Here is a 22,382-nt window from a genome sequence, read left to right as displayed (position 1 = left end):
GAAGCCCAAATCAGGGTCAATTGAATTGTCAGGCCCGCCACGCTGCGGCACAGTAAGCCTATGAAAACGCTGATCCGGATTACGCTGTTTGGGATGATGCTTGCAGGATGCGGGCCATTGTCACTCTACTACCAGCCCGGCGTTTCGGTCACCCGCCAGCAGAATGACACCACCCGTTGCGAAGTGCAGGCGCTGGAGGAGGTTCCCGTCAACACGCAGATCCGTCAGGGTCCACCGGTCTATTATCCCGGAAACCGCTACTGCAATCGCGGCCAGTGCTGGCGCGGAAACAGTTACTGGGCGCCCGGCCCGGTCTATAGCGTTGACGCGAACAAGCCGCTGCGGTCGAAGGTTCTGGATCTGTGCATGGCCAACAAGGGCTATCAGCTTGTCAGCATACCAGCCTGCAGCCAGTCGGTGACATCGCAGATTCCGCCGGGGCGCACGACGACCTTGCCGCAGCTATCCGGCAATTCCTGCTTCATCCGCAACGAGGATCAAACCTATCAGATCGTCACGCCCCAGATCGCCAGTACGGGCGGCTGAGTCCGGGCTGCAGCTTATTCCGCAGCCTCGGTCACCTCCTCATCCACATGGGCCACCCGGCTGCCTGCCTTGTTCGAGGTCACAACACCCAGTGATTTCAGCTTGCGGTGCAGCGCGCTGCGTTCCATGCCGACAAACGAGGCGGTGCGGCTGATATTGCCACCGAAACGGTTGATCTGGGTCAGCAGATATTCGCGTTCGAACGCCTCGCGCGCCTCGCGCAGGGGCAAGGTTGCCAGCGCACCGGACAGAACCACGCGGCCCTCTTCGCTTTCGCGTTCTTCCTCGTTGGGCAGTTCGCGCGCCTCGATGGGACCGGTGCTGTCGCCCAGGATCAGCACCCGTTCGATCAGGTTCTTGAGCTGGCGCACATTGCCGGGCCAGGCCATTGTCTGCATCAGCGCAATGGCTTCATCGCTGAGCGCACGCGGGGTCAGGCCTTGCGTCTCGTGGCACATTTCGATGAAATGCTCGGCCAGCAACGGAATATCCTCGCGCCGCTCTTCCAAAGGCGGCACGTCGATCGGAACCACGTTGAGACGGTGGAACAGCTCTTCGCGGAAGCGGTCGGCGCGGATTTCCTCTTCGAGGTCCTTGTTGGTCGACGAAATCACCCGCAGATCGACCCGCACCTTGTCCGATCCACCGACCCGTTGAAACTGCTGATCGACAAGCACCCGCAGAATCTTGGACTGGGTGCCCAGCGGCATGTCCGCCACCTCGTCGAAATAGACCACCCCGCCATGCGCCTCTTCCAGCAGACCCGGTTCAACCCCGCGCTCGGCGGTTTCGCGGCCGAACAGCACTTCTTCGACCCGCTCAGGCTCGACCCCGGCACAATTCACGGTCACGAAGGGGCCATTGGCGCGGTTCGACTGCGCATGTATGAAGCGCGCGGCGATCTCTTTACCCGATCCCGCCGGGCCGCTCAGCATCACGCGACCGTTGGACCGGGTGACCTTTTCAAGCTGTCCCAGCATCGACCGGAAGGCCGCCGAATTGCCGATCAAGTCGGCATTGGTCACTTCGCGGCGTTTGAGCGCGCTGTTCTCGCGGCGCAGGCGCGAGGTTTCCATCGCGCGCCGGATCACCACCATCAGCTGGTCGATGTTGAAGGGTTTCTCGATGAAGTCATAAGCACCCTGTTTGATGGCGGCGACCGCAATTTCGATATTGCCGTGGCCCGAGATGATGACCACCGGGATATCGGGGTTGTCGCGCTTGACCGCCTTGAGGATGTCGATCCCGTCCATCCGGCTGTCCTTGAGCCAGATATCCAGGATCAGCAGGCCCGGCGGTTCGGCATTGATGGCCGCCATGCAGTCATCCGAGTTGCCCGCCAGCCGGGTCGCATAGCCCTCATCCTCGAGAATATCGGACACCAGTTCGCGAATGTCGCGCTCGTCGTCAACGATCAGAATATCACTCATCTTGCTCCGCCTTCGTTTTTTGTGCTGTTTGTCTGGATGGCGCGGTATTGCGGACCGCCTCGGGCCCGGGAAGTCGGATCACGGCCATTGCGCCATAATGGTCCTGTCCTTGAAAGAGCGGCGCATCTTCCAGCGCCAGTGTGCCGCCATGTTCCTCGATGATCTTCTTGACGATGGGCAGGCCCAGCCCGGTGCCCTCGTCCCGGGTGGTCACGTAAGGTTCAAACAGCTGCGCGCGGTCTTCCGGCAGACCAATGCCATTGTCGGCAATGGTGATCTGATAGCCATCGCCCATATCGTCCAGCGTGACCTGAATTTCCGGCGCAAGGTTTTCTGGTGCGCCTTTTTTCTTCAGTGTTTCAATCGCTTCGCCCGCGTTCTTGATCAGATTTGTCAAGGCCTGACTCAGCATCGTGGAGTCCACATCGCTCATCACCGGTCCATCGGGCAGCGTCGCTGACACTTTCACATCCGGCTGACCGGTCTGTTGCAGCAGAACCGCGTCGCGCACGATCTGGGTCAGATCCTCTTCGCGGCGCACCGGTTCGGGCATCCGCGCGAATTTCGAAAACTCGTCGACGATGCGGCGCAGATCGTTGGTCTGGCGGACAATCACATCGGTCATCGACACCAGCGTGTCAGCATCGGCCTCGTCCAACTGCCGCGAGAATTTGCGCTTGATGCGCTCGGCGCTCAACTGGATCGGGGTCAGCGGGTTCTTGATCTCATGCGCGATACGCCGCGCCACGTCACCCCAGGCCGCCATTCTCTGGGCGCTGACCAGATCGGTGACATCATCAAAGGCGACCACATAGCCTTCCAGCCGGCCATCTTCGCCGCGCCGCGTTGCCATGCGCACCAGCAGGTTTTCGGCCCGGCCCTTTCGGGTGACCTTGACGGCGCCCTGCGCGGTCTCGTTGCCGCCATCCCTGAGCGCTTCGAACAGCGGCAGAAATTCGGGCACGGCCACGCCGATGGCCGGTTTCTGATCATCGCCCGACCAGTCCAGCAACCGTTCGGCGGACCGGTTCACGAAGGTCACGCAGCCATCGGGGTCCAGCCCGACAACACCCGAGGTCACCGAACTGAGCACCGAGTCAAACAGCCTGCGGCGGCTTTCGATCTGGCGGGTGTTTTCCAGCAACGTGTCGCGCTGGCCCTTGAGCTGCCGGGTCATCTGGTTGAAATAGCGCCCCAGCATGGCGATTTCGTCATCGCCCTTTTCCTCGACCACCTGCACGCCCAGATCACCTGCGCCGACCCGCTGCGCCGCCGTCGTCAACCGCCCCACCGGGCGCGACAGACGTTCGGCGAACCACAGTCCCAGCCAGACCGCCGCCAGGATCAGGATCAACGCAAAGCCCAGATAAAGCAGGCCAAACTCGAACAGCACCCTGCCCCGCTCACTCTCCAATTGCTGGTAAAGCCGCACGGTTTCCTTGGTGTCGTCCAGCAGGTTCAGAATCTCGCCATCCACAACGCGGCTGACATAGAGATAGCGGTCGAGATAGGCATAAAGCGGCACGATGGCGCGGAACTCGTTATTGTCCCAGTCCTGCACGATCACTTCGCCGTCGGTTTCGGATTGCGCCACCTGTTCGGGCGTTGGGCTCTCGAAATCGAACAGATACGAACGGTCGCCCCGCACCCGGATCTCGCCGGTGCCGTCGATGATATAGGCCTCTTTCAACCCGCGCTGAATCTGCGCCTGACCCTGCGCCAGCACTTCGCGCAATTCGCCATCATTGATGTAGAAATCGATCGAGCGGGCCTGATCCAGAAACCGCCCCAGCGCCTGCGCGTCCTGGGTCAGGTCTTCGCGATGCTCGGCCTCATAGGCTTCGGCTGCGGCGAGAGAATTGCCGACCACCTGCCGCACCCGGTCCGAGAACCAACCCTCAAGCCCGATATTCACCGTAAGCCCGGCAAAGATCGCCACCGTCACAGTGGGCACCAGCGCCAGAAAGGTAAACACGCCGATCAGCCGCAAATGCAGCCGTGAGCCTGCCGATTTCGCCCGCCGTGCCGCCACCAGCCGTCCGACCTGTGCCAGCACAAGGGCGGCCAGCACCAGAATATACACAAGATCGGTCAGTAGAATCAGCCGCAGGGTCGGCGCCGAGACATCCAACTCGAACGGGCCGATCACCAGATAGGTGGCAAGCGTCAGAACCGGGCCAAGCACAACAAGACCCAAGGTCCCGAAATTCCGGGCCCTTCGGGACTTTCTCCACTGACTCAGGGATGGAATTGGCCCGTGCTGTGACCAGGTTGCCACCTGCTACCCTCATTCTGATGTGCCGCCGAAGCGACGTACCGCCATATCTCGTGGTCGTTCCCAGGCCGAAACCCGATTGCCACGGTTTGTGTGGCGATATTACATCAGTTTGCGTCTGCGTGTCACCTTTATATCGAGATCCGAGATCTTTTTTCTCAGCGTATTCCGGTTGATTCCCAGGAGATCGGCGCATTTCGCCTGATTCCCACCGGTGGCATCCAGTGCGATTTCTATAAGCGGGCCCTCAACTTCGCGCAGAATCCTCTGGTAGAGGCCGGGTGGTGGCAGCATCCCGCCATGCAGGTCGAAATAACGCCGCAAATGCCGCCCGACCGAGGTCGAAAGCTTCTCGGAATCACCACCACCAAGGGCTGGCTCGGCCTCAGGCTGGCTGCCCAGCACCGACTCAACCTCGATACGGGTGATTTCATCGGCGCGGCTGGTCAGACCCAGCCGGCGCACCGCATTTTCCAATTGGCGCACGTTGCCGGGCCAGGAATAGACCCGGACCAGATCTTGGGCGTCTTCGCTCAGCCAGCGTTTGGGTGCGCCTTCGCGTTCGGCCCGACCCAGAAAATGCGCGGCCAGCAGCGGGATGTCATCGACCCGTTCGCGCAGCGCGGGCACCTGCACCGTCGCTCCGCTGAGCCGGTAATAGAGATCCTGCCGCACCCGCCCGCTCTCCATCGCCGAGGCCAGATCATCCTGGCTGGTCGCCATGAAGCGCGGCACATGATCGCCCGGCGCATCCATCATCCGTACGATCCTTGCCTGAATCTCATCCTCGATATCCGAGACCTCGTCGATCAGCAGCGTGCCGCCCTTGACCCGCGCCAGCACGCGGGCGGGACCTTCCAGATTCTGCAGGTCGGCGGCGGTGACCGTCACAAAGGGCAGCGTCCGCCGGTCCGAGAAATCGTGAATGGCCCGCGCGATCAGGGATTTGCCGGTACCGCTTTCGCCCGAGATCAGCACCGGCAGATCGGTGTTCATCACCCGCGCCACCAACCGGTACAGCGCCTGCATCGCCGGGGTCCGCCCGACCAGCGGCAATTCCTCGGGGCGCGCGCTGTCTTCGGTCGGAGCCTCAGAGGGACTGCGGCGACGCTCTTCCAGCGCCCGCGCGGTGCGTTTCATCAGGTCCGGCAGGTCGAACGGTTTGGGCAGGTAGTCGTACGCGTCGGCCTCGGCCGCCTGAATGGCCGTCATGATGGTGTTCTGCGCCGAGATCACGATCACCGGCAGGCCGGGCCGGTCCGCACTGATCTTGGGCAGCATCTCAAGCCCGTTGCCATCGGGCATGACCACATCCGAGATCACCAGATCGCCCTTGCCCTCGCCCACCCAGCGCATCAGCGTGGTCAGCGACGAGGTGGCATGCACCTTGCACCCCGCCCGGGTCAGTGCCTGGGTCAGAACCGTGCGGATCGTGCGGTCGTCGTCGGCGACAAGAACGGTGCCATCCATCAGGTCTTCTCCTCTAGGTCATAGCCGCGCGGCACCCGGGGCAGCGACAGCCTAAACACTGTCCGTCCCGGAACCGAGGTGACCGTAATCCATCCATTGTGGTCCGAGACGATCTTGCTCACCAGCGCCAGCCCCAGACCGGTGCCATTCTCGCGCCCCGACACAAACGGGTCGAACACATCGTTGCGGATGTCTTCAGGCAGGCCCGGACCGTCATCAATGATCTCGACCTGCAGCGGCAGGGATTGCCCGGTGCCATCGCTGCGGCGCAAGCGGAAGGAATGTTCGAAATAGCTGCGCAGCCGGATCGTGCCGCCCGAGGGCTCTGCCACCTCGGAAGCATTGCGCAACAGGTTCAGCACCACCTGCAACAATTGATCCGGGTCGCCAAAGGCCAGAGGCAGCGAGGGGTCGTAATCCTCGATGATCTTCATCTGCGCGCCAAACCCCAGCAGCGCCGAACGCCGCGCCCGATCCAGCACATCGTGGATGTTGACAGGGCGGAAGTCGGGCGGGCTGAGATTGCCGAACTGTTCCACCTGCTCCAGCAGTTTCACGATGCGGCGGCTTTCGGCGACGATCAGGTCGGTCAGTTCCAGATCCTCGGGCGCGAGGTTCATGCTGAGCAACTGCGCCGCGCCGGTGATCCCCGCCAGCGGGTTCTTGATTTCATGGGCCAGCATCTCGGCCATGCCGATGGCCGATTGCGCGGCGGATTTCACCGTATGGCTCTGGGTCATGCGCCCGGCCAGTTCGCGCGGCGAGATCAGCATCAGCATCTTGCCGGGCTGGCCCTGCACCGGCGCAATCTGCAGCGCGCATTGCAGCGGCGCGCGGCTGCCGGTGCCCACGTCGATATCGTTGACGAAAAGCGGCGTGCCATTGCTGCGGGCGCGATCGAAGGCCTCTTCTATGGGCGCGTCGATGGCAATCTGATCCCAGACCGGCACGCCCGCCACCGATTTGACCGAGGCATTCAGAAAGCCTTCACCGGCGGAATTGGCATCTTCGATCCGGTCGCGCGCGTCGATGACAAAAGCGGGTACCGGCAAAGAGGCCCAGATGGCTTGATCCATGCTCATGCGGCCTGTTCCCCCTGCCCGTCCAGCGCCGATGGCAGCAAGCGCAGCACCTCGCCCGGATCGCGGCTTGTCAGGGCCTGACGACGCAGCGCGGGCGGTGTGCCGGCCCGGTCCATGTACCAGCCCAGATGTTTGCGGGCGACGCGCAGGCCTAATTCAGCGCCGTAAAAGCCCAGCATCGCCTCGTAATGGGCGCAGACCATATCAGCCAGCGCATGGTCGGTTGGAATATCCGGATATGCCGACGCCCCAAGCGAGGCCGCGATTTCCGCCAGCAGCCAGGGCCGTCCCTGCGCGCCGCGCCCGACCATGACCCCGTCCGCACCAGACTGCTCAAGCGCGGTTCGGGCCGAGGCCAGGTCGACGATATCCCCGTTGGCGATCACCGGGATCGAGACCGCCTCTTTCACCGCGCGGATCGCCTGCCAATCGGCATGGCCCTTGTAGAACTGGCAGCGGGTGCGGCCATGGATGGTGATCATCCGCACCCCCGCCGCCTCGGCCCGCCGCGCGATCTCGGGTGCGTTCAGCAGAGCATCATCCCAGCCCAATCGGGTCTTGAGCGTCACCGGCACGTCGACCGCGCCCACCACCGCTTCGATCAGGGAAAGCGCATGATCCGGCGTCTTCATCAGGGCCGAGCCGGAATAGCCGCTGGTCACCTTCTTGGCCGGGCAGCCCATGTTGATGTCGATGATCCGCGCGCCGCGATCGGCCACCTGCCGCGCCGCCTCGGCCATCCAATCGGCGTCACGCCCCGCCAGCTGCACAGCGGTGTTTTCCACATCTGCGCCGATCTCGGCGCGTTCACGGACACCGGGCTTGGCCTGCACCATCTCCTGACTGGCGACCATCTCGCTAACCACCAGCCCGGCGCCAAAGCGCATGACCAGATCGCGGAAAGGGCGATCGGTGATTCCGGCCATCGGGGCCAGGATCACCGCGGGTGATATCTGTTTGTCCGCAAGATGCAGGGTCACTTTGCCCAATCCTTGTGCAGTTTCCTTCGTGGTATCGAAACCCTGTGAAATGCACAAGAAAACCGGGGTGTATTTGACCTGCTGCAATCGCGTCTGCACAATTTTTAGGCAGATGATCGGAGTGATTGCCCTTGGCCCTCTCTGGTCCTAAACAGAGCCCGACCCCAGCAGGAGCACATCGCCCATGACAATAGCCGCCATCATCGTTGCCGCCGGACGCGGACGCCGGGCCGGTGGCGGGTTGCCCAAGCAATGGCGACCGCTGGCGGGTCGGCGTGTGGTCGACTGGACACTGGATCGCTTCCGCCTGCCCGAGATCGCGCATCTGGTACTGGTCCTGCCGCCGGACAATGCCGAGGCCTGGGCCGAGTTCGGCGCCACCGATCTGCTGCTTGCCAAGGGGGGCGCCGAACGCGCCGACTCGGTGCGCAACGGGTTGCGGGCGCTGGAGGGGCGCGGCGTGACGCGGGTGCTGATCCATGATGTGGCGCGCCCTTGTGTGAGCGCAGCGCTTATTCGTGCGGTGCTGGAGTCGCTCGACAGTCACGATGCCGCCGCACCGGGGCTGGCGGTAAGTGATGCGCTTTGGTCAGGGACCGACGGAATTGTCGAGGGCACGCGCGACCGCATGGGGCTTTATGCGGCACAGACGCCGCAGGGATTCCACTATGACCTGATCCGCGCCGCGCATGAGGCCCGCACCGGTGAGGCCGCCGACGATGTCGAAGTGGCGCGCGCGGCAGGCATGAAGGTTGCCATCGTTCCGGGCGCGGCAGACAATCTGAAAATCACGCGAGCCGAGGATTTCGCCCGCGCAGAAAGGATATTGGGACACGACATGGATGTGAGACTGGGCAATGGCTATGACGTGCATCGCTTCGGGCCGGGCGATCATGTGATCCTGTGCGGCTGCCGCGTCCCGCATGGGCGCGGGCTGCAGGGGCATTCGGATGCCGATGTGGGTATGCATGCGGTCACCGACGCGATTTATGGCGCGCTGGCGCAAGGGGATATCGGGCGGCACTTTCCGCCCTCGGACCCGCAATGGAAAGGCGCGGCAAGCGAGATTTTCCTGGCCCATGCGGTGAAATTGGCCCGGGAACAGGGCTACCGGATCTCCAATATCGATTGTACGCTGGTCTGCGAGCACCCAAAGATCGGGCCGCATGCCGCTGATATGCAAGCGGAAATGGCGCGGATCATGGGGCTGGAACCCGATCAGGTCTCGATCAAGGCTACCACCTCGGAGCGGCTGGGCTTCATCGGGCGCGAGGAAGGCATCGCCGCCATTGCCACTGCCTGTCTGGTGCGGACATGAGGCTGGCGCAGATCATCGCCACGGTGGGCGGCGTCGGCTACCTGCGGCCTGCGCCGGGCACCTGGGGGTCGCTGGCGGCGCTGCCAATGGCCTGGGTGCTGCATCAATTGGGCGGCTTTCCCCTGCTGTTTCTGGCGACGTTGCTGGTGGCTCTGGTCGGAAACTGGGCGACGCATGTGATGACCAGGGACAGCGACGACCACGACCCCTCCGAGATCGTGATCGACGAGGTCGCCGGGCAGTTCGTGGCGCTCTGGGCGGTTTCGGCTCCGGCCTGGGCCCATGGGCTGGATATCTCGGCGCTTTGGCCCGGTTGGATCGCGGCGTTTCTGCTGTTTCGCCTGTTCGATATCGCCAAACCGGGCCCCATCGGTTGGGCCGACCGGCGCGGTGATCCGCTGGGCGTGATGCTGGACGACCTGATCGCCGGTATTTTTGCCGCCATCGGGGTCGTTGCGCTGGCCTTCCTGTCGCATGGGGTGCTGGGGCTGTGACCCCCGAGGCGCTTCTGGCCCTGGCCCGCGCGCGAGGCTTGCGCATCTGCACCGCCGAAAGCTGCACCGGTGGCATGGTGGCTGCGGCGCTGACCGACATTGCGGGCAGCTCGGACGTGGTCGATTGCGGCTTCGTCACCTATTCCAACACCGCCAAACAGCGGATGCTGGGCGTCAACGCCGAAACGCTCGCCGTCCATGGCGCGGTGTCCGAAGAGGTTGCGGCAGAGATGGCTGAGGGGGCACTGGCGCACAGCGCGGCGGACATCGCCGTCTCGATCACCGGTATCGCAGGCCCCGGCGGGTCCGAGTTCAAGCCCGAGGGGCGGGTTTGCTTCGCAATCGCCACCAAAACCGCGCGGACCTGCGCCGAAACCATCGAATTCGGCGCGCTGGGGCGCGACAAGGTGCGCGAGGCCGCCCGCGATCACGCGTTGGCCTGTCTGGTCAAGGCCGCTTCGCGCAGCGATCAATAAGTGACCCGCCCGCGCCGAAAACCGCCCAATTTTTAGCCGCTGTACAAAAAGCGTGCAAAATGGGCTGGTTTTCTGGCCTCTGCCTCTTTTTTCCCCACCGTTCCTCCGATTGAACCGCCTGCAACTTCACTCACCCGCGATGCACCTGCATCGCGCGCAGGCAGAAAAGGAGATCGGTTCATGAACGGAGCCGACACAGCCTGGATCATCGTGGCAACCGCGCTGGTCCTTTTCATGACATTGCCGGGACTGGCGCTGTTTTACGGCGGGCTCGTGCGCGCCCGAAATGTGCTCAGCGTCTTCATGCATTGTTTCTCGATTGCCTGTCTGATGAGCATTCTGTGGCTCGTCGCGGGCTATTCCATCGCCTTTGGTGGCGGCGCCAGCGGCTATTGGGGCGGGCTGGACAAGATCTTCCTGCTGGGCATCACGCCCGAGACGCTGGCAGGCACCCTGCCCGAGGTACTGTTCTTTGCCTTCCAGATGACCTTTGCGATCATCACGCCCGCGCTGATCGTCGGCGCTTATGTGGAACGCATCGGCTTTGGCTTTGTGCTGACCTTCTCGGGCCTGTGGATGCTGCTGGTCTATGCGCCCGTGGTGCATTGGATTTGGGGCGGCGGGTTCCTGTCGGACGGCGGCATTTTCGGTGAGATCGGCGTGCGCGACTTTGCCGGTGGCATCGTGGTGCATGAAACCGCCGGTCTGGCGGCGCTGGTGATTGCCGTCTTCCTCGGCCCGCGCCGCAACCACACCACGCCGCCGCACAACCCGGGCTTTGTGATGATCGGGGCAGCGATGCTCTGGGTCGGCTGGTTCGGCTTCAACGGTGGCTCGCAACTGGCGGCCGATGGCGGCGCGGCGATGGCGCTGACCGTCACCCATCTCTCGGCGGCAACCGCTTCGCTCAGCTGGGCGCTGTGGGAGAAGATCAAATACGGCAAGGCCTCGATGGTGGGTCTGGTCACCGGCACCATCGCCGGTCTGGCCTCGATCACCCCGGCAAGTGGCTTTGTTGGTCCGATCGAGGCGCTGATCATCGGATTTGTCGCCGGTATCCTGTGTCAGGAAGCGGTCAATCTGGTCCGCAACATGCTGAAAATAGATGACACGCTGGATGTCTTTGCCGTGCATGGTGTTGGTGGCATCTTCGGCACCATCATGATCGCCGTCTTCGGTCAGGGCACCTGGACCGCGCAGCTTGGCGGGCTGGCGATTGTCGGGCTGTTCACCGTGGTGGCGACCGTGATTCTGGTGAAACTGGTTGCGCTGGTCACACCTCTGCGGGTAGACGCCGAGACGGAAACCAACGGGCTCGACCTCTCGGTGCATGGAGAGCGCGCCTACGACATGACCAGCTGAGCCCACCTTGTGCTGCGTCAGGCCGGAAACGGCCGGAAAGCGGGTCTCGACCGAGGCCCGCTTTTGCTATTCCGCCATCCGCGCGGCAAGTTCGGCCGCCGAGCCACCGGTGCGCAGCAGCGACCAGATCTCATCGCTCAATTGCCCCCCGATCAGTGTGGCCGACTTGGCGCGCACGCGATCCTCGCGCGCGGCCAGCGACAGCGGTTCCTTCAGGTCGTGGCTGGCCTCCAGCCGTTGCCCGTCGCGGCGCAGCACGCTCAGATGCGCTTGTGTTTCGGACAGGGTCTCGTCGGCCTCGACGGAGATGTGATCGCGCAGGCGTTGCAGCCTTGGGTCGGCACAAACCTTCTCGGAGTAACTATCCAGACGCGCCGTGTCATATCCCAGCGCCCGCATCGCCAGCACGGTGCGATAGGAAAATTTCGCGCCCAGCCCGGTGGTGAGCGCGGGCTGATTGCACACGCTCATCCAGCGCGGATGGGTTTTGACCGTCATCTCGGCCACTTCCGGTTCAGCAATGTCGAGGCTGCGCGCCGCCTCAAGCACCGCATGCAGCCCGTGACAGCAGGCGTGGAACTTGTGGCTGACGCTTTCGAAGAGCCAGGTCTCGCCAATTCCCTCCAGCGCCGCGTCGCGATCATCTGCGCCGTGATGGGTGGCACCGAACCCCGCCGCCCCCTCCATCGCGTCGGGGTTGGCGATGAATCCCCTCTGCACCAATTGCACGGCCTCAACCCCGCAGCTTGCGGCGATACCGGCGTTATAAGGCTTGCCCATGGTGCCGAACTGCGCCTTGAGCCCCGCCGCGCGGGTGGCGGTCAGCCCGAACACCTGCGCCATCTGATCCGGTGTCAGCCCAACAAGCCGCCCCGCTGCCGCCGCCGCGCCAAAGGCCCCGGCGGTGGCGGTCTGGTGAAAGCCAGTCTGATAATGGGCGCGACCCAGCCAGAGGCCGACGCGAATCGAGACTTCCATGCCGACCAGCGCGGCCTCCTGCAGATCGACCAGCGGCACCTCGCGCAGCTCGGCCAGTGCCAGCGCTGCCGGAATCACCGCGACCGAGGGATGGCCGATATGGGCAAAATGTGTATCGTCATAATCCAGCGCATGAGAGATGGTGCCATTGGCCAGCGCCGCCGCCCGCACGGGCGCGGCAGAGCCACCAAAGAGATGCGCCTGCCCCGCCCCACCCTCGGACAACACCGTGTCGCGGATGATGTGCGCCACCGGTTCATCGGCGCCTGCGCGGCCGACCGAAAACCAGTCGAGCACCGACAGGGCGGTGATCAGGCGCGCGGCAGCAGTGGTGGTGATGGGACCGGTGGCAAAGCGGGCAAGCTGAGATGTCAGATTGGTCATGGGCGCAGTCTAGCGCCCGCCCGCGCGTGGTAAAGCCTATCCGTAGAGCACCTTCGCGCGCTCTTCAAAGGCGCGCACGATCTGGTGCATCGCCTCGTTGAACACCATGCCGATAACCGTTTGCAGCATAATGTTCCTGAATTCGAACTTCACATGGAAGGAAACGTCGCAGCCGCCATCAGGCACATCCGCAAAACCCCAGTTGGATTTCATGTATTTGAACGGGCCGTCCAGATATTCGGTGTCGATCCGGTGGTCGGCGTCATAAAGCGTCACACGGCTGCCGAATTTCTCGCGGAACACCTGAAAGGAAACAACCAGGTCTGCCTCCATCACCCGCGCCCGGCCATCATCATAGGTCCGCCGCACACGCGCCGCCGCGCACCAGGGCAGGAATTCGGGGTATTTGCCCACATCCGCCACCAGATCATACATCTGCTGGGCACTATATGGCAGGCGTCTGGTCTCGGAGTGTTTTGGCATCGGGTGTGGCGTCTTCTCACATGACAATGGCGCGTGATGTCGTATGTTGGGCGCAAAAGATCAAGGGGGCAGCGATGAGCGACCGCGCATATGTGATAGATGAGATGATCTCGGCCAAGGCCATCGCCGCCCGGATCGAGGAGCTTTGCCGCAATATCACTGACGAGTTCGGCAATACCGACAAGCTTGTCGTGGTTGGCCTGCTGCGCGGCAGTTTCGTCTTTATCGCCGATCTGGTGCGCGAGCTGGACCTGCCCATCGAGGTCGACTTCCTTGAGGCGTCCTCTTATGGGGACGCCATGGAAAGCAGCCGCGAAGTGCGCATTCTCAAGGACCTGCGCGGCGCCATCGAAGGGCGCGACGTGCTGGTGGTCGAGGATATCGTCGACACCGGCCACACGCTGAACCATGTCACCCACCTGCTGCGCAGCCGCCAGCCGAAGCGGTTGAAATCCATCGCCCTGCTCGACAAGCCCAGCCGCCGCGAGGTGGATTTCCGGTCCGACTGGATCGGGTTCGAGATTCCCGATGAATTTGTCGTGGGCTATGGCATCGACTATGCGCAGCGCAATCGCAACCTGCCCTTCATCGGCAAGGTGCGGTTCACCGGGTGATCATTCTGCCCGCCGGAAACTGGTGATCAGAATATCAAATCCGGTGTCCAGCAGCGCCGCCCGGTCTGCCTCGGGCGCGGCCAGGGCCGCCTCGACCAGTGTGCGGGACATGACCATCGCCAGATAGATCCGCTGGGTGAATTGCGCCTCGCTCCATTGTGGGAACAAATGCCCAGTGATTTCGGTGATCTTCTGCGCGTGATCCATCGAAGCCTCCATGCTGCGCTGCATCAGGGTCTGTTCCGACGAGATGCACAGGAAAATGCCCAATGAGTGCTCATCGCTCAGATGCGCCTTGGCATAGCCCTCAAAAATCTCGCGAAACAGGGCCTCGAACCCTGCAGCATCCTCGGGGACTTCGGTCAGATCAGCGAAGATCAACGCGCCGACCCAGTCATTGTAGCGATCCGCGATTTCCTGAACGATGGCCTCCTTGGACGGGAAATACTGATAAATCCCGCCAACGCTGACACCTGATCGTGCCGAGATATCCTGAATGCGCAGCCCGACGCTGCCGCTTTCGACCATCATGGACTTGGTCGCGTCTAGAATCGCTTCAAACTTGGCCTTGCCGCGCTTTTGCTGCGGTCGGCGGGTGATCTGCTGCACGGTGTCGGTCACTGATCCTGATCTCATGATGAATTCGAATCCCTGCTTTCCAATGCCTTGTGTCAGGCAATCCCTGCCAAATCCAGTATACCGCAACGTCAAAACAAGAGCATTATTTTTATTTGTTGACAGAATATGCGCGCTCCGTATTTTCCGAATAATATTCCCGTTTCGAATCCACCCATGCTACGGAGACACCAAATGAAGAACGCCATCCTCAGATTTGCGGCCCGCACAACCTGCAAGCTGCCCACCCCGATCCTGCGTATGCTGAGCGGCCCGCCGATTGAAATCGACGGCCAGAAGCTGGACCCGCTGGTCAATTTCATGGTCAAGAACTTCACCGACCCGCCCGGTGTCATTCCGCCAATCAAGCAGAAGCGCGAAGACTATGACACCAAGGCCCACTGGCTGGCCTATCCGCTCAGCCGTGACGTGCCCATCACAACACATGTGTTTGATGGGCCAAACGGGCCGATCAATTGCGAAATCCATCGTCCCAAGGACCTGCCGGAAAAGGCTCCTGTCTTTGTCTTTTATCATGGTGGCGGCCACGCCATGGGATCGCTCGTCACGCATCGTGAAGTCTGCAACAAGATCGCCCTGGACGTCGGCTGCGCCGTCCTCGCGGTGGACTACCGTATGTCACCCGAACACCAGTTCCCTGTTGGCATCAACGATTGTCTGGCCGCCTATGACGGGGTCGCCGCGCAGGCGGCAAAGTTGGGCTTCGATCCCGACCGGATCTCGGTAGGAGGCGACAGCGCCGGGGGCAACATCTCCGCAGTCGTCGCACAGCAGCGCAAGAACGCAAACCATCCGCCCAAGTTCCAGATGCTCTGGGTGCCATGGGTCGATCTGAGCAAACAGGCCCGTTCCTACGAGTTGTTCGATCTGGGTTTCCTTCTCGAAAAACCAGAGATGGAATGGTACACAGAACACTATCTGCGCACCGAAGCAGATGCGCTGGACCCGATGGCCTCACCGCTGCTTGGAAACGTCGAGGGGGTCTGCCCTGCCGCGCTGATGATTGCCGGGTTTGACCCGTTGCGCGACGAAGGTCTGGCCTATGGTGAAAAGCTGAAAAAGGCTGGCGTGAGGGCGGATGTTCGCCTGAAGAAGGACCTCGTTCACCCGTTCATTCACTTTGCCAAGAACGTCCCTGCGGCTCAGCGCGCATATGAAGAAGTGGTGCAGATCCTGCGCGAAAACATTCTTTAGAAGCGTTTATGCCCTGCCCAGTTGCGCGTCCCGAGCAGCGCGCAGCCGGGCGAAATCATCGCCCGCATGATACGACGAGCGGGTCAGCGGCGTGGCCGAGACCATCAGGAAGCCCTTGCCAAAGGCCGCCTTTTCATAGGTCGCAAACTCATCCGGGGTGACAAAGCGATCCACCGTGTGGTGTTTCGGCGTCGGTTGCAGATACTGGCCGATGGTCAGGAAATCGATATCGGCGGCGCGCATGTCGTCCATCACCTGCCGCACCGCCTGCGCATCCTCGCCCAGGCCGACCATGATACCGGATTTGGTGAAGATCGACGGGTCCAGCTCCTTGACCCGCTGCAACAGACGCAAGCTGTGGAAATAGCGCGCACCCGGGCGGACCTCGGGGTAAAGGCCGGGGACCGTTTCCAGATTGTGGTTGAACACATCCGGCTTGGCCTCGGCCACTATCTCAAGCGCGCTGTCATCGCATTTGATGAAATCCGGCGTCAGAATCTCGATCGTGGTCGCAGGCGAACGGTGGCGGATCGCGCGAATGGTCTGGGCGAAATGATCGGCCCCGCCATCCTCCAGATCGTCGCGGTCAACCGAGGTGATCACCACATGGTTCAGCCCCAGTTTCTGCACCGCATGGGCCACCCGGCCAGGCTCGAACGCATCCAGCGTGTCGGGCTTGCCGGTGGCGATGTTGCAGAAAGTGCAGCCGCGGGTACAGATCTCGCCCATGATCATCATGGTGGCGTGGCCCTGCGACCAGCATTCGCCCACATTGGGGCAGCCCGCCTCTTCGCAGACCGTGGTCAAGTTGTTGTCACGCATGATCTTGCGGGTGTCGGCATAGCCTTTGCCACCCGGTGCCTTGACCCGGATCCAGCTTGGCTTCTTGGGCTGGGCATTATCCGGGCGATGCGCCTTTTCGGGGTGGCGTTGCTCGGGGATTTTCAGATCGCGCACGGGTTTGCGTCCTCACCTAGGGTCAGCTTGCTTGTGCATACCATAATTCGCCCAGAGGCAAACAGCCAGTGCTGCATGGCCGCTATGCGCGGCAATTTCGCAAGCGCAGCATACCCGGCAAGCAGACAGATCGAACATGCTGGTATTATACCCGAATTTATTATCGAGCATTTGCAGCAAGACCGCCTTGCGACCGGTTTGGAATCATTTTAACCCATGCCGCGAAAACAGTTCCGATGAGGAGATCTCAGATGAAAACCGGCACCCGACTGCCCGACGTCACCTTTCACACCCGTGTCCGCGATGAGGCGATCGAAGGGCCGAACCCGTTCCGCTGGCAGGATGTGACCACCGGTGATTACTTCGCCGGCAAACGCGTTGTTCTGTTCTCGCTGCCCGGCGCATTCACCCCCACCTGTTCGACCTATCAACTGCCCGGCTTTGAAAACGGCCACGCCGATTTCGCGGCGCAGGGCATTGATGAAATCTACTGCCTGTCGGTCAATGACAGCTTTGTCATGAACAAATGGGCCGAAGCGCAGGGCCTGAAAAACGTCAAGGTCATCCCTGATGGCTCGGGCGAATTTACCCGCAAGATGGGCATGCTGGTCGACAAGGACAATCTGGGTTTCGGCATGCGCTCGTGGCGCTACGCCGCCATCGTCACGGACGGCGTGGTCGAGGCGTGGTTCGAGGAGCCCGGCCTGATGGATAACTGCCCCGAAGACCCCTATGGCGTCTCGTCGCCCGAGACGGTCCTGGCCCATCTGGCAGAACAGAAAGAGCCGGAACTGGCGTAACGCCTGACATAAGGCAAAAATTCACCATGCTGGGGGAAAGTCTTACCGCGAAGTGGTACGAGGTCCCGGCCTTGCCGCTGTTTTCCTGACTTTCCGCGCGAGACTGCCATGCCGCAAGGCTATGGTGGTCCTTCGAACGAGATGGTCTCAAGGACAGAGGTGTTTTTGTTGCGATGGTAGTATTGGTAAATCTGCTCAGCATCCTTGGTTTCAACGAGGTCAATTATCGTTCTTTCTGAAAAAATCATGACCGGATAACTCTCAATGTAATTTGGCAGATCAAGCGCAGGACGAAGGCCGCAATCCACCATCGAAGCGAACCCGAACGGAGCTTAGTCATGATAGATCGCAAAATGGTAGGTTCGAGCTGAGGGTGTGTGGAGACTTGCCTGGTTGCTCTGCGTTGAGAGTGTCTCTCTGGCTTGCTCTGGGCGCCCTGGTTTCCGGGGCGCGTCGGTGCCCTACGGGCCGGAAAAGCGTGGGAAACAGGGTTTCTTGTTGCTTTGCGGGGGTAATTTGAGCCAAGCGCCCTTGGGTCAGGCCGGAATGGCGGCCAGAAGTCTGCGAACTCCCGCCCTGTTGATCATGCGTTTGATGTTTTGGGCGAGAACATGGAATGCCATTTCGGTGCGGACGCGTCTCAACCGTCGCATCCGGAAGTGCGTTGCCCCCATCCAGGCCTTGAGCATGGCGAACGGATGCTCGACTGTGCTCCGCCTGAGCGCCGTCACCTCGGGATCGCAGCTCATGCGGTCGCGCATGTCGTCGATCAGATGCTCGTGCTCCCATCGGGTGAGCCGGCGCTCTTTGCCGGTGGTGCAGCGTGCCTTGATCGGACAGGCCTGACAGCCATTGGTCCAGTAACGCTGCACCGCCAGGCCGCCTTCCTCGGTGGTGTATCGGTATGTCAGCGTTTCGCCTGCTGGGCACCGGCAGACATTCGCATCTGCGTCATCGGCAAAGTCGGCCTGCACATACATACCCTTGCGCCGGTTGCCCGAGGTCTCGGGCCGGGGAAGGATCGGCGTGATGCCATCTTCGTGACAGGCCAGGAATTCACGGTCGCTGAAATCATTTTTATCCACTGCCCGACAGTGTATGCGCAGCATGCACGAGAGAGGCGATTGCGCTCATCTCGTTGTGCCCGAGCGTAGATCTCGCTCCGCTGGCCACCGGCGACAGTTGCTCGCGCTCGTGTCCGGCATTGATCACGCCGATCCGGCGGAAGAGCTCCACGAACTGCGCGCGGGTCTTCCGGATCGCAGCACCGTTGTCGCGCCGGAAATCGGCAATCGTCTTGTGGTCCGGGGCCAATCGCTCCACCAGTCACATCACCTCGACATTGCGCCCGGCCTCCCGCTCCAGCGCCCGGGGCTGGATGGCACCCGATTCAGAAAGCCCTAGATGAAGAGCTTCAGCAGAAGCGGCGGATGAAACCCCGGACGCCCATCTGCGCCGGGGACGTGCGCGCGAAGTCGATTTCCGCAAGATTGATCTCAGCCACGAAAAGGTCGATGATGCGGACAGGGTTTTCTTTGCTGATCCAGCCTTCCACCCGGTCTGGAAACAGCGTCTTCTGCCCCCGATCCGAACCCTCGAAATAGCCCGACATGCCTGCCTCCGGTCATTGTCTACAGACATGTCTCATCAGGAATTTTTACACAGCCTCGGGCCATAGCAGACCTCTTGTTCAGTCGCAGCATTCGTCACTACGGGCGTATATGCGTCTTTTGGCCCAGCCATTGGCCAAAATGCGACACAGGGAACTGGCAGAATCCCGCCGGAGAACTGCCAGGCATCCTTTCATTTTCGATCAGATCACCGTAAAAACCCGTGAATCTTCGAACCGGCAATAAAGCTTCTTGCAAAACAAAGCACGCAATACGAATACGATCTGGCCGCGCCTGTCCGGCTTCGCCCGAACGGCGTTTGCGGTGGGGCTTTTCAGCCTTGTCTCTGCCTGCGCCCAAAGCTCAGCCGATGCGGATCTCGATCCGGAACGTCAGTCAATGGCGCTGCGCGAGGTCGCCCAAAAGCGGGCCCGGGGACAAAGGGTGTGGTGCGTGCCTTACGCACGAAACCTCAGCGGCATCGAAATTCGCGGCAACGCCAAGGACTGGTGGGGCAAGGCGCGCACTACTTTTGAGCGGGGCACCGAACCGGTTGTCGGCGCGGTGATGTCGTTTCGCGCGACCCGCGGGATGCCGCTGGGCCATGTGGCTGTCGTGTCCGACGTTGTCACCGACCGGGAAGTCGTCGTGAACCACGCTAACTGGCACCGCAATAAGGTATCTTTGAAAATGGGCGTCAAGGACGTGTCCAAAAACAACGATTGGACGCTGGTCCGGGTCGAAAGCCAGCCGGGCCGGTATGGCAGTTTCTACCCGGTAAACGGGTTCATATATCCGAATGTCGACGGGTAGCCTGACCCAAACTTTCTTCGCGTCTGCGGCGACCCCGCGGAATAGGCCACTGGTGGTTCTCACCTCGGTCGCGAAACGCAGACACCAACCGTCTGCGCCGGGAAGTCGAACGGCAGAATCGTCCGCTCTTCCGACATCAAGCCACCGATGAACTACCTGACGCGAGCGCCCAAGGAATGCGGACGCAAACGGGGCGCATTTTTTTGGTTTTCCCCACTGGACGCCCTGAATCGGGGTTGCTATACGGCGCGAACCGTTCCGGCGTAGCTCAGCGGTAGAGCAGTTGACTGTTAATCAATTGGTCGTAGGTTCGATCCCTACCGCCGGAGCCAAAAATCCCACAAGGGATTGGTAATAAACGTAAAAGCGCTCCACCTTGGGGCGCTTTCGTCGTTCTGGGCACATTCTCTAACACATCCGATGACACACGTCGCTTGCGGGAGTCGGAGCATTGAGAAGAAAAAACAACATCCTGCATTTGGAAAGTCGGGCTTCGTCTTTTTATTGGCGTCGTCGTTTGCCGATTTATTTTCGAAAATGGCTTCAAACCCGTTTCTCGTTTTTTCCTTGCGAACCGACGTGGTCCGTGAGGCCGAGGTGCTGGCCCGCCGTTTGACGTGGCTCAGCACCCTTGCCCTTGACTATGCGAGTGGCGTCGGGAACATGGAAACAGGTTTGATGGAACGGGTTTTGTCCGAATTGGTGCGATTTGAAATCGCAGCGTCGGATCTGGCCCGACATAGATGGGCCGATCCTCAACGGCGGCGGCGAACCGCAAAATCCGTGTTGCTTACTTAACCATGCTGGAAACTCCTGGGGTTGGAAAACCCCGGCATCGCAGCATTCAGCGGCGACACCGTCCAGTATGGTATTTTTCTCGCGGCGGGCTCCGGTGTTTCTCTGCCCGCACCCCTTGTCAAAACACGCTATCGGTTCCGAGGGTGTGATTTCGCCTGACGCTCGTTGCCCCGGCGATAATTGCCGGTGATCCGGGCCATCTCCTGCTGCTGGGAATTGAAGTTCAGGGTCTCCATATCCTCCAGAAACCACTCGGCCTTGTCCCCGCGCAGCGTTGTTGCGGGCCTGCCATGATGGGCGATCCTGACGTCGCCGCCTTTGAGCCGTTGATAGGTGAACCCGAGGTCTGCTGACGTCATATCCGGTCTCTGTTTGGCAAGGTGAATCTTGAGTGGCGGGGGTCGCCCGGATCGTTGTGGGCTTCCATCGGCAATACTGCCCAATCGCCGTCAGGTACAGCCCGGTCAGGCTGCTGAATCGTCGAGCGGATTGAGCCCGTTTTCAGGGAGATCGCCTGTTCCTCCCGGCAGACCTGTGTCTGCCTTTGCGATCCACGCGGTTAGAACAGGCTAAGCTGATCTCCTGCCTGTGGCGGCACCGCAAACAGATCGGTTCTGAGCGGCGGGGCCTCTTGCGACAGGCCCAACCGGCGACAGGCGGTCTTGAACCGTTGTGCCACCATCTCGGCATACGGTCCCTGCCCTTGCATCCGATGCCCCCAACGCGCGTCATAGTCCTTGCCGCCGTGCATCTCGCGCAGCCGTGCCATCACCCGCGCAGCGCGATCCGGGTAGTGCTCGGCCAGCCATTCCTGCCACAGGTCCGACACCTCGCGCGGCAGGCGCAGCATGATCCAGCTTGCGGTTGTGGCCCCGGCCTCGGCCCCCGCCGCAAGCAGCGCCTCAAGCTCATGATCGCTCAACCCTGGCACAAGCGGCGAGGTCATCACCCGCACCGGCACGCCCGATTCGGCCAACCGCCGGATCATTTTCAGCCGCCGCGCCGGTGACGGCGCCCGAGGTTCCATCCGGCGCGACAGGTCGGTGTCCAGCGTGGTCAAAGAGATCCCGACCCGCACCAGCCCCTTGGCGGCCATCGGTGCCAGAATGTCCAGGTCCCGCTCGATCAGCGCACCTTTGGTGACAATCGCAACCGGGTGGTTGAAGTCTGCCAGCGCTTCCAGGCAGGCGCGCGCAATACCGTGATCGCGTTCGACCGGCTGATACGGGTCGGTATTGGTGCCGATCGCGATGGTCGCGACCTTATACCGCCGAGCTGACAATTCCCGCCGCAACACATCCGCGGCATTGGGCCGGGCGACCAGAACGCTCTCGAAATCCAACCCCGGCGACAGGCCGAGATAGGCGTGTGTCGGACGGGCAAAACAATATACGCACCCATGCTCGCACCCTCGGTAAGGGTTGATCGACCGGTCGAAGGGCAAGTCCGGCGAACGGTTGTAGGTGATCAGGCTGCGCGCATGTTCGATCCGCAATTCGGTGCGCAGCAATCTGGCCTCTTCGGCAATCTCCCACCCGTCCCAGACCTCAACGCGTGCCAGATCGAACCGCCCCGACGCATTGGACACAGCCCCCCGTCCCGGCCTGCACTGTGTGGATATGTCGGCGGATTGATCCATACATCGAAACTAGAACATAAGAGGAACATTCGCAACAAACACA

Annotated in this window: 21 protein-coding genes, 1 tRNA gene and 1 pseudogene; 11 read left to right on the top strand and 12 right to left on the bottom strand. The window is 61.7% G+C overall.

Annotated features, from left to right (window positions below):
* Window positions 1-60 precede the first annotated feature (60 nt).
* Window positions 61-546, top strand: a complete 486-nt coding sequence (locus M3P21_RS00570) for a hypothetical protein (protein WP_249705945.1) — start codon at window positions 61-63, stop codon at window positions 544-546.
* A gap of 14 nt (window positions 547-560) precedes the next feature.
* On the opposite strand, the gene ntrX is transcribed toward M3P21_RS00570, so the two are convergent.
* The 5 genes from ntrX to dusB all read right to left on the bottom strand — a co-directional run bounded on the left by ntrX (window position 561) and on the right by dusB (window position 7,729).
* On the bottom strand, window positions 561-1,976 hold the full coding sequence (gene ntrX, locus M3P21_RS00565) for a nitrogen assimilation response regulator NtrX (protein ID WP_249705943.1): 1,416 nt from the start codon (window positions 1,974-1,976) through the stop codon (window positions 561-563).
* Entirely contained in the window at window positions 1,969-4,254 is a 2,286-nt protein-coding gene (locus tag M3P21_RS00560) for a sensor histidine kinase NtrY-like (RefSeq protein WP_249705940.1), read from the bottom strand. Before M3P21_RS00560 ends, ntrX begins: the two co-directional genes overlap by 8 nt.
* A 99-nt stretch (window positions 4,255-4,353) precedes the next feature.
* Window positions 4,354-5,721 (bottom strand): response regulator, encoded by a 1,368-nt coding sequence (locus tag M3P21_RS00555; protein WP_249705938.1) that lies wholly within the window; start codon window positions 5,719-5,721, stop codon window positions 4,354-4,356.
* Entirely contained in the window at window positions 5,721-6,803 is a 1,083-nt protein-coding gene (locus M3P21_RS00550) for a two-component system sensor histidine kinase NtrB (RefSeq protein WP_249705936.1), read from the bottom strand. Before M3P21_RS00550 ends, M3P21_RS00555 begins: the two co-directional genes overlap by 1 nt.
* Complete coding sequence (gene dusB / locus M3P21_RS00545) at window positions 6,800-7,729, bottom strand: tRNA dihydrouridine synthase DusB (protein ID WP_249706330.1); 930 nt, start codon at window positions 7,727-7,729, stop codon at window positions 6,800-6,802. The genes M3P21_RS00550 and dusB overlap by 4 nt, the downstream gene beginning before the upstream one ends.
* 238 nt (window positions 7,730-7,967) lie before the next feature.
* Here dusB and M3P21_RS00540 point away from each other — a divergent pair, with 238 nt between their 5' ends.
* The 4 genes from M3P21_RS00540 (at window position 7,968) to M3P21_RS00525 (ending at window position 11,433) form a co-directional block, all read left to right on the top strand.
* Window positions 7,968-9,101, top strand: a complete 1,134-nt coding sequence (locus M3P21_RS00540; protein WP_249705934.1) for a bifunctional 2-C-methyl-D-erythritol 4-phosphate cytidylyltransferase/2-C-methyl-D-erythritol 2,4-cyclodiphosphate synthase — start codon at window positions 7,968-7,970, stop codon at window positions 9,099-9,101.
* The gene (locus tag M3P21_RS00535; protein WP_249705933.1) at window positions 9,098-9,595 is read left to right on the top strand and encodes a phosphatidylglycerophosphatase A family protein; all 498 of its coding nucleotides are present in this window, start codon (window positions 9,098-9,100) and stop codon (window positions 9,593-9,595) included. The genes M3P21_RS00540 and M3P21_RS00535 overlap by 4 nt, the downstream gene beginning before the upstream one ends.
* Window positions 9,592-10,071, top strand: coding sequence for a CinA family protein (locus tag M3P21_RS00530; RefSeq protein WP_249705932.1), 480 nt, complete (start codon window positions 9,592-9,594; stop codon window positions 10,069-10,071). Before M3P21_RS00535 ends, M3P21_RS00530 begins: the two co-directional genes overlap by 4 nt.
* 180 nt (window positions 10,072-10,251) lie before the next feature.
* Complete coding sequence (locus M3P21_RS00525) at window positions 10,252-11,433, top strand: ammonium transporter (protein WP_249705931.1); 1,182 nt, start codon at window positions 10,252-10,254, stop codon at window positions 11,431-11,433.
* A 66-nt stretch (window positions 11,434-11,499) separates the two neighbouring features.
* On the opposite strand, the gene M3P21_RS00520 is transcribed toward M3P21_RS00525, so the two are convergent.
* The gene (locus M3P21_RS00520; protein WP_249705930.1) at window positions 11,500-12,795 is read right to left on the bottom strand and encodes an MmgE/PrpD family protein; all 1,296 of its coding nucleotides are present in this window, start codon (window positions 12,793-12,795) and stop codon (window positions 11,500-11,502) included.
* 36 nt (window positions 12,796-12,831) lie between these two features.
* Window positions 12,832-13,278 carry a type II toxin-antitoxin system RatA family toxin gene (locus M3P21_RS00515; protein WP_249705929.1) on the bottom strand — a complete coding sequence of 149 codons (447 nt, stop codon included), beginning with the start codon at window positions 13,276-13,278 and terminating at the stop codon, window positions 12,832-12,834.
* Window positions 13,279-13,352: 74 nt separating this feature from the next.
* Here M3P21_RS00515 and hpt point away from each other — a divergent pair, with 74 nt between their 5' ends.
* Entirely contained in the window at window positions 13,353-13,892 is a 540-nt protein-coding gene (hpt, locus tag M3P21_RS00510; RefSeq protein WP_249705928.1) for a hypoxanthine phosphoribosyltransferase, read from the top strand.
* On the opposite strand, the gene M3P21_RS00505 is transcribed toward hpt, so the two are convergent.
* Window positions 13,893-14,528: a TetR/AcrR family transcriptional regulator gene (locus tag M3P21_RS00505; RefSeq protein ID WP_249705927.1), complete on the bottom strand. Its 636-nt coding sequence runs from the start codon at window positions 14,526-14,528 to the stop codon at window positions 13,893-13,895. It lies immediately after the preceding gene.
* A gap of 174 nt (window positions 14,529-14,702) precedes the next feature.
* Here M3P21_RS00505 and M3P21_RS00500 point away from each other — a divergent pair, with 174 nt between their 5' ends.
* Window positions 14,703-15,722: an alpha/beta hydrolase gene (locus M3P21_RS00500; RefSeq protein WP_249705925.1), complete on the top strand. Its 1,020-nt coding sequence runs from the start codon at window positions 14,703-14,705 to the stop codon at window positions 15,720-15,722.
* A 6-nt stretch (window positions 15,723-15,728) separates the two neighbouring features.
* On the opposite strand, the gene lipA is transcribed toward M3P21_RS00500, so the two are convergent.
* Window positions 15,729-16,679 (bottom strand): lipoyl synthase, encoded by a 951-nt coding sequence (gene lipA / locus M3P21_RS00495; protein ID WP_249705923.1) that lies wholly within the window; start codon window positions 16,677-16,679, stop codon window positions 15,729-15,731.
* Window positions 16,680-16,930: 251 nt separating this feature from the next.
* Between lipA and M3P21_RS00490 the strand changes: the two genes are divergently transcribed.
* On the top strand, window positions 16,931-17,479 hold the full coding sequence (locus M3P21_RS00490) for a peroxiredoxin (RefSeq protein ID WP_249705921.1): 549 nt from the start codon (window positions 16,931-16,933) through the stop codon (window positions 17,477-17,479).
* A gap of 536 nt (window positions 17,480-18,015) precedes the next feature.
* Here M3P21_RS00490 and M3P21_RS22705 read toward each other — a convergent pair.
* Window positions 18,016-19,091 (bottom strand): annotated as a pseudogene (locus M3P21_RS22705) (transposase).
* 451 nt (window positions 19,092-19,542) lie between these two features.
* On the opposite strand from M3P21_RS22705, the gene M3P21_RS22630 reads away from it, so the two are divergent.
* The 3 genes from M3P21_RS22630 to M3P21_RS00465 all read left to right on the top strand — a co-directional run bounded on the left by M3P21_RS22630 (window position 19,543) and on the right by M3P21_RS00465 (window position 20,700).
* On the top strand, window positions 19,543-19,902 hold the full coding sequence (locus M3P21_RS22630) for a CHAP domain-containing protein (RefSeq protein WP_308445899.1): 360 nt from the start codon (window positions 19,543-19,545) through the stop codon (window positions 19,900-19,902).
* Window positions 19,903-20,159: 257 nt separating this feature from the next.
* A tRNA-Asn gene (locus M3P21_RS00470) sits at window positions 20,160-20,234 on the top strand.
* 88 nt (window positions 20,235-20,322) lie between these two features.
* Window positions 20,323-20,700, top strand: a complete 378-nt coding sequence (locus tag M3P21_RS00465; RefSeq protein ID WP_249705919.1) for a hypothetical protein — start codon at window positions 20,323-20,325, stop codon at window positions 20,698-20,700.
* 128 nt (window positions 20,701-20,828) lie between these two features.
* Here M3P21_RS00465 and M3P21_RS00460 read toward each other — a convergent pair whose 3' ends face one another.
* Both M3P21_RS00460 and M3P21_RS00455 read right to left on the bottom strand, forming a co-directional pair.
* Window positions 20,829-21,059, bottom strand: a complete 231-nt coding sequence (locus M3P21_RS00460; RefSeq protein ID WP_249705917.1) for a hypothetical protein — start codon at window positions 21,057-21,059, stop codon at window positions 20,829-20,831.
* Window positions 21,060-21,259: 200 nt separating this feature from the next.
* Window positions 21,260-22,339, bottom strand: a complete 1,080-nt coding sequence (locus M3P21_RS00455) for a PA0069 family radical SAM protein (protein WP_249705915.1) — start codon at window positions 22,337-22,339, stop codon at window positions 21,260-21,262.
* Window positions 22,340-22,382 lie beyond the last annotated feature (43 nt).

Source organism: Ruegeria spongiae (assembly GCF_023502395.1).
In the GTDB taxonomy this organism is placed as follows: domain Bacteria; phylum Pseudomonadota; class Alphaproteobacteria; order Rhodobacterales; family Rhodobacteraceae; genus Ruegeria_C; species Ruegeria_C spongiae.
This window is presented reverse-complemented; position numbering and strand designations above follow the sequence as displayed.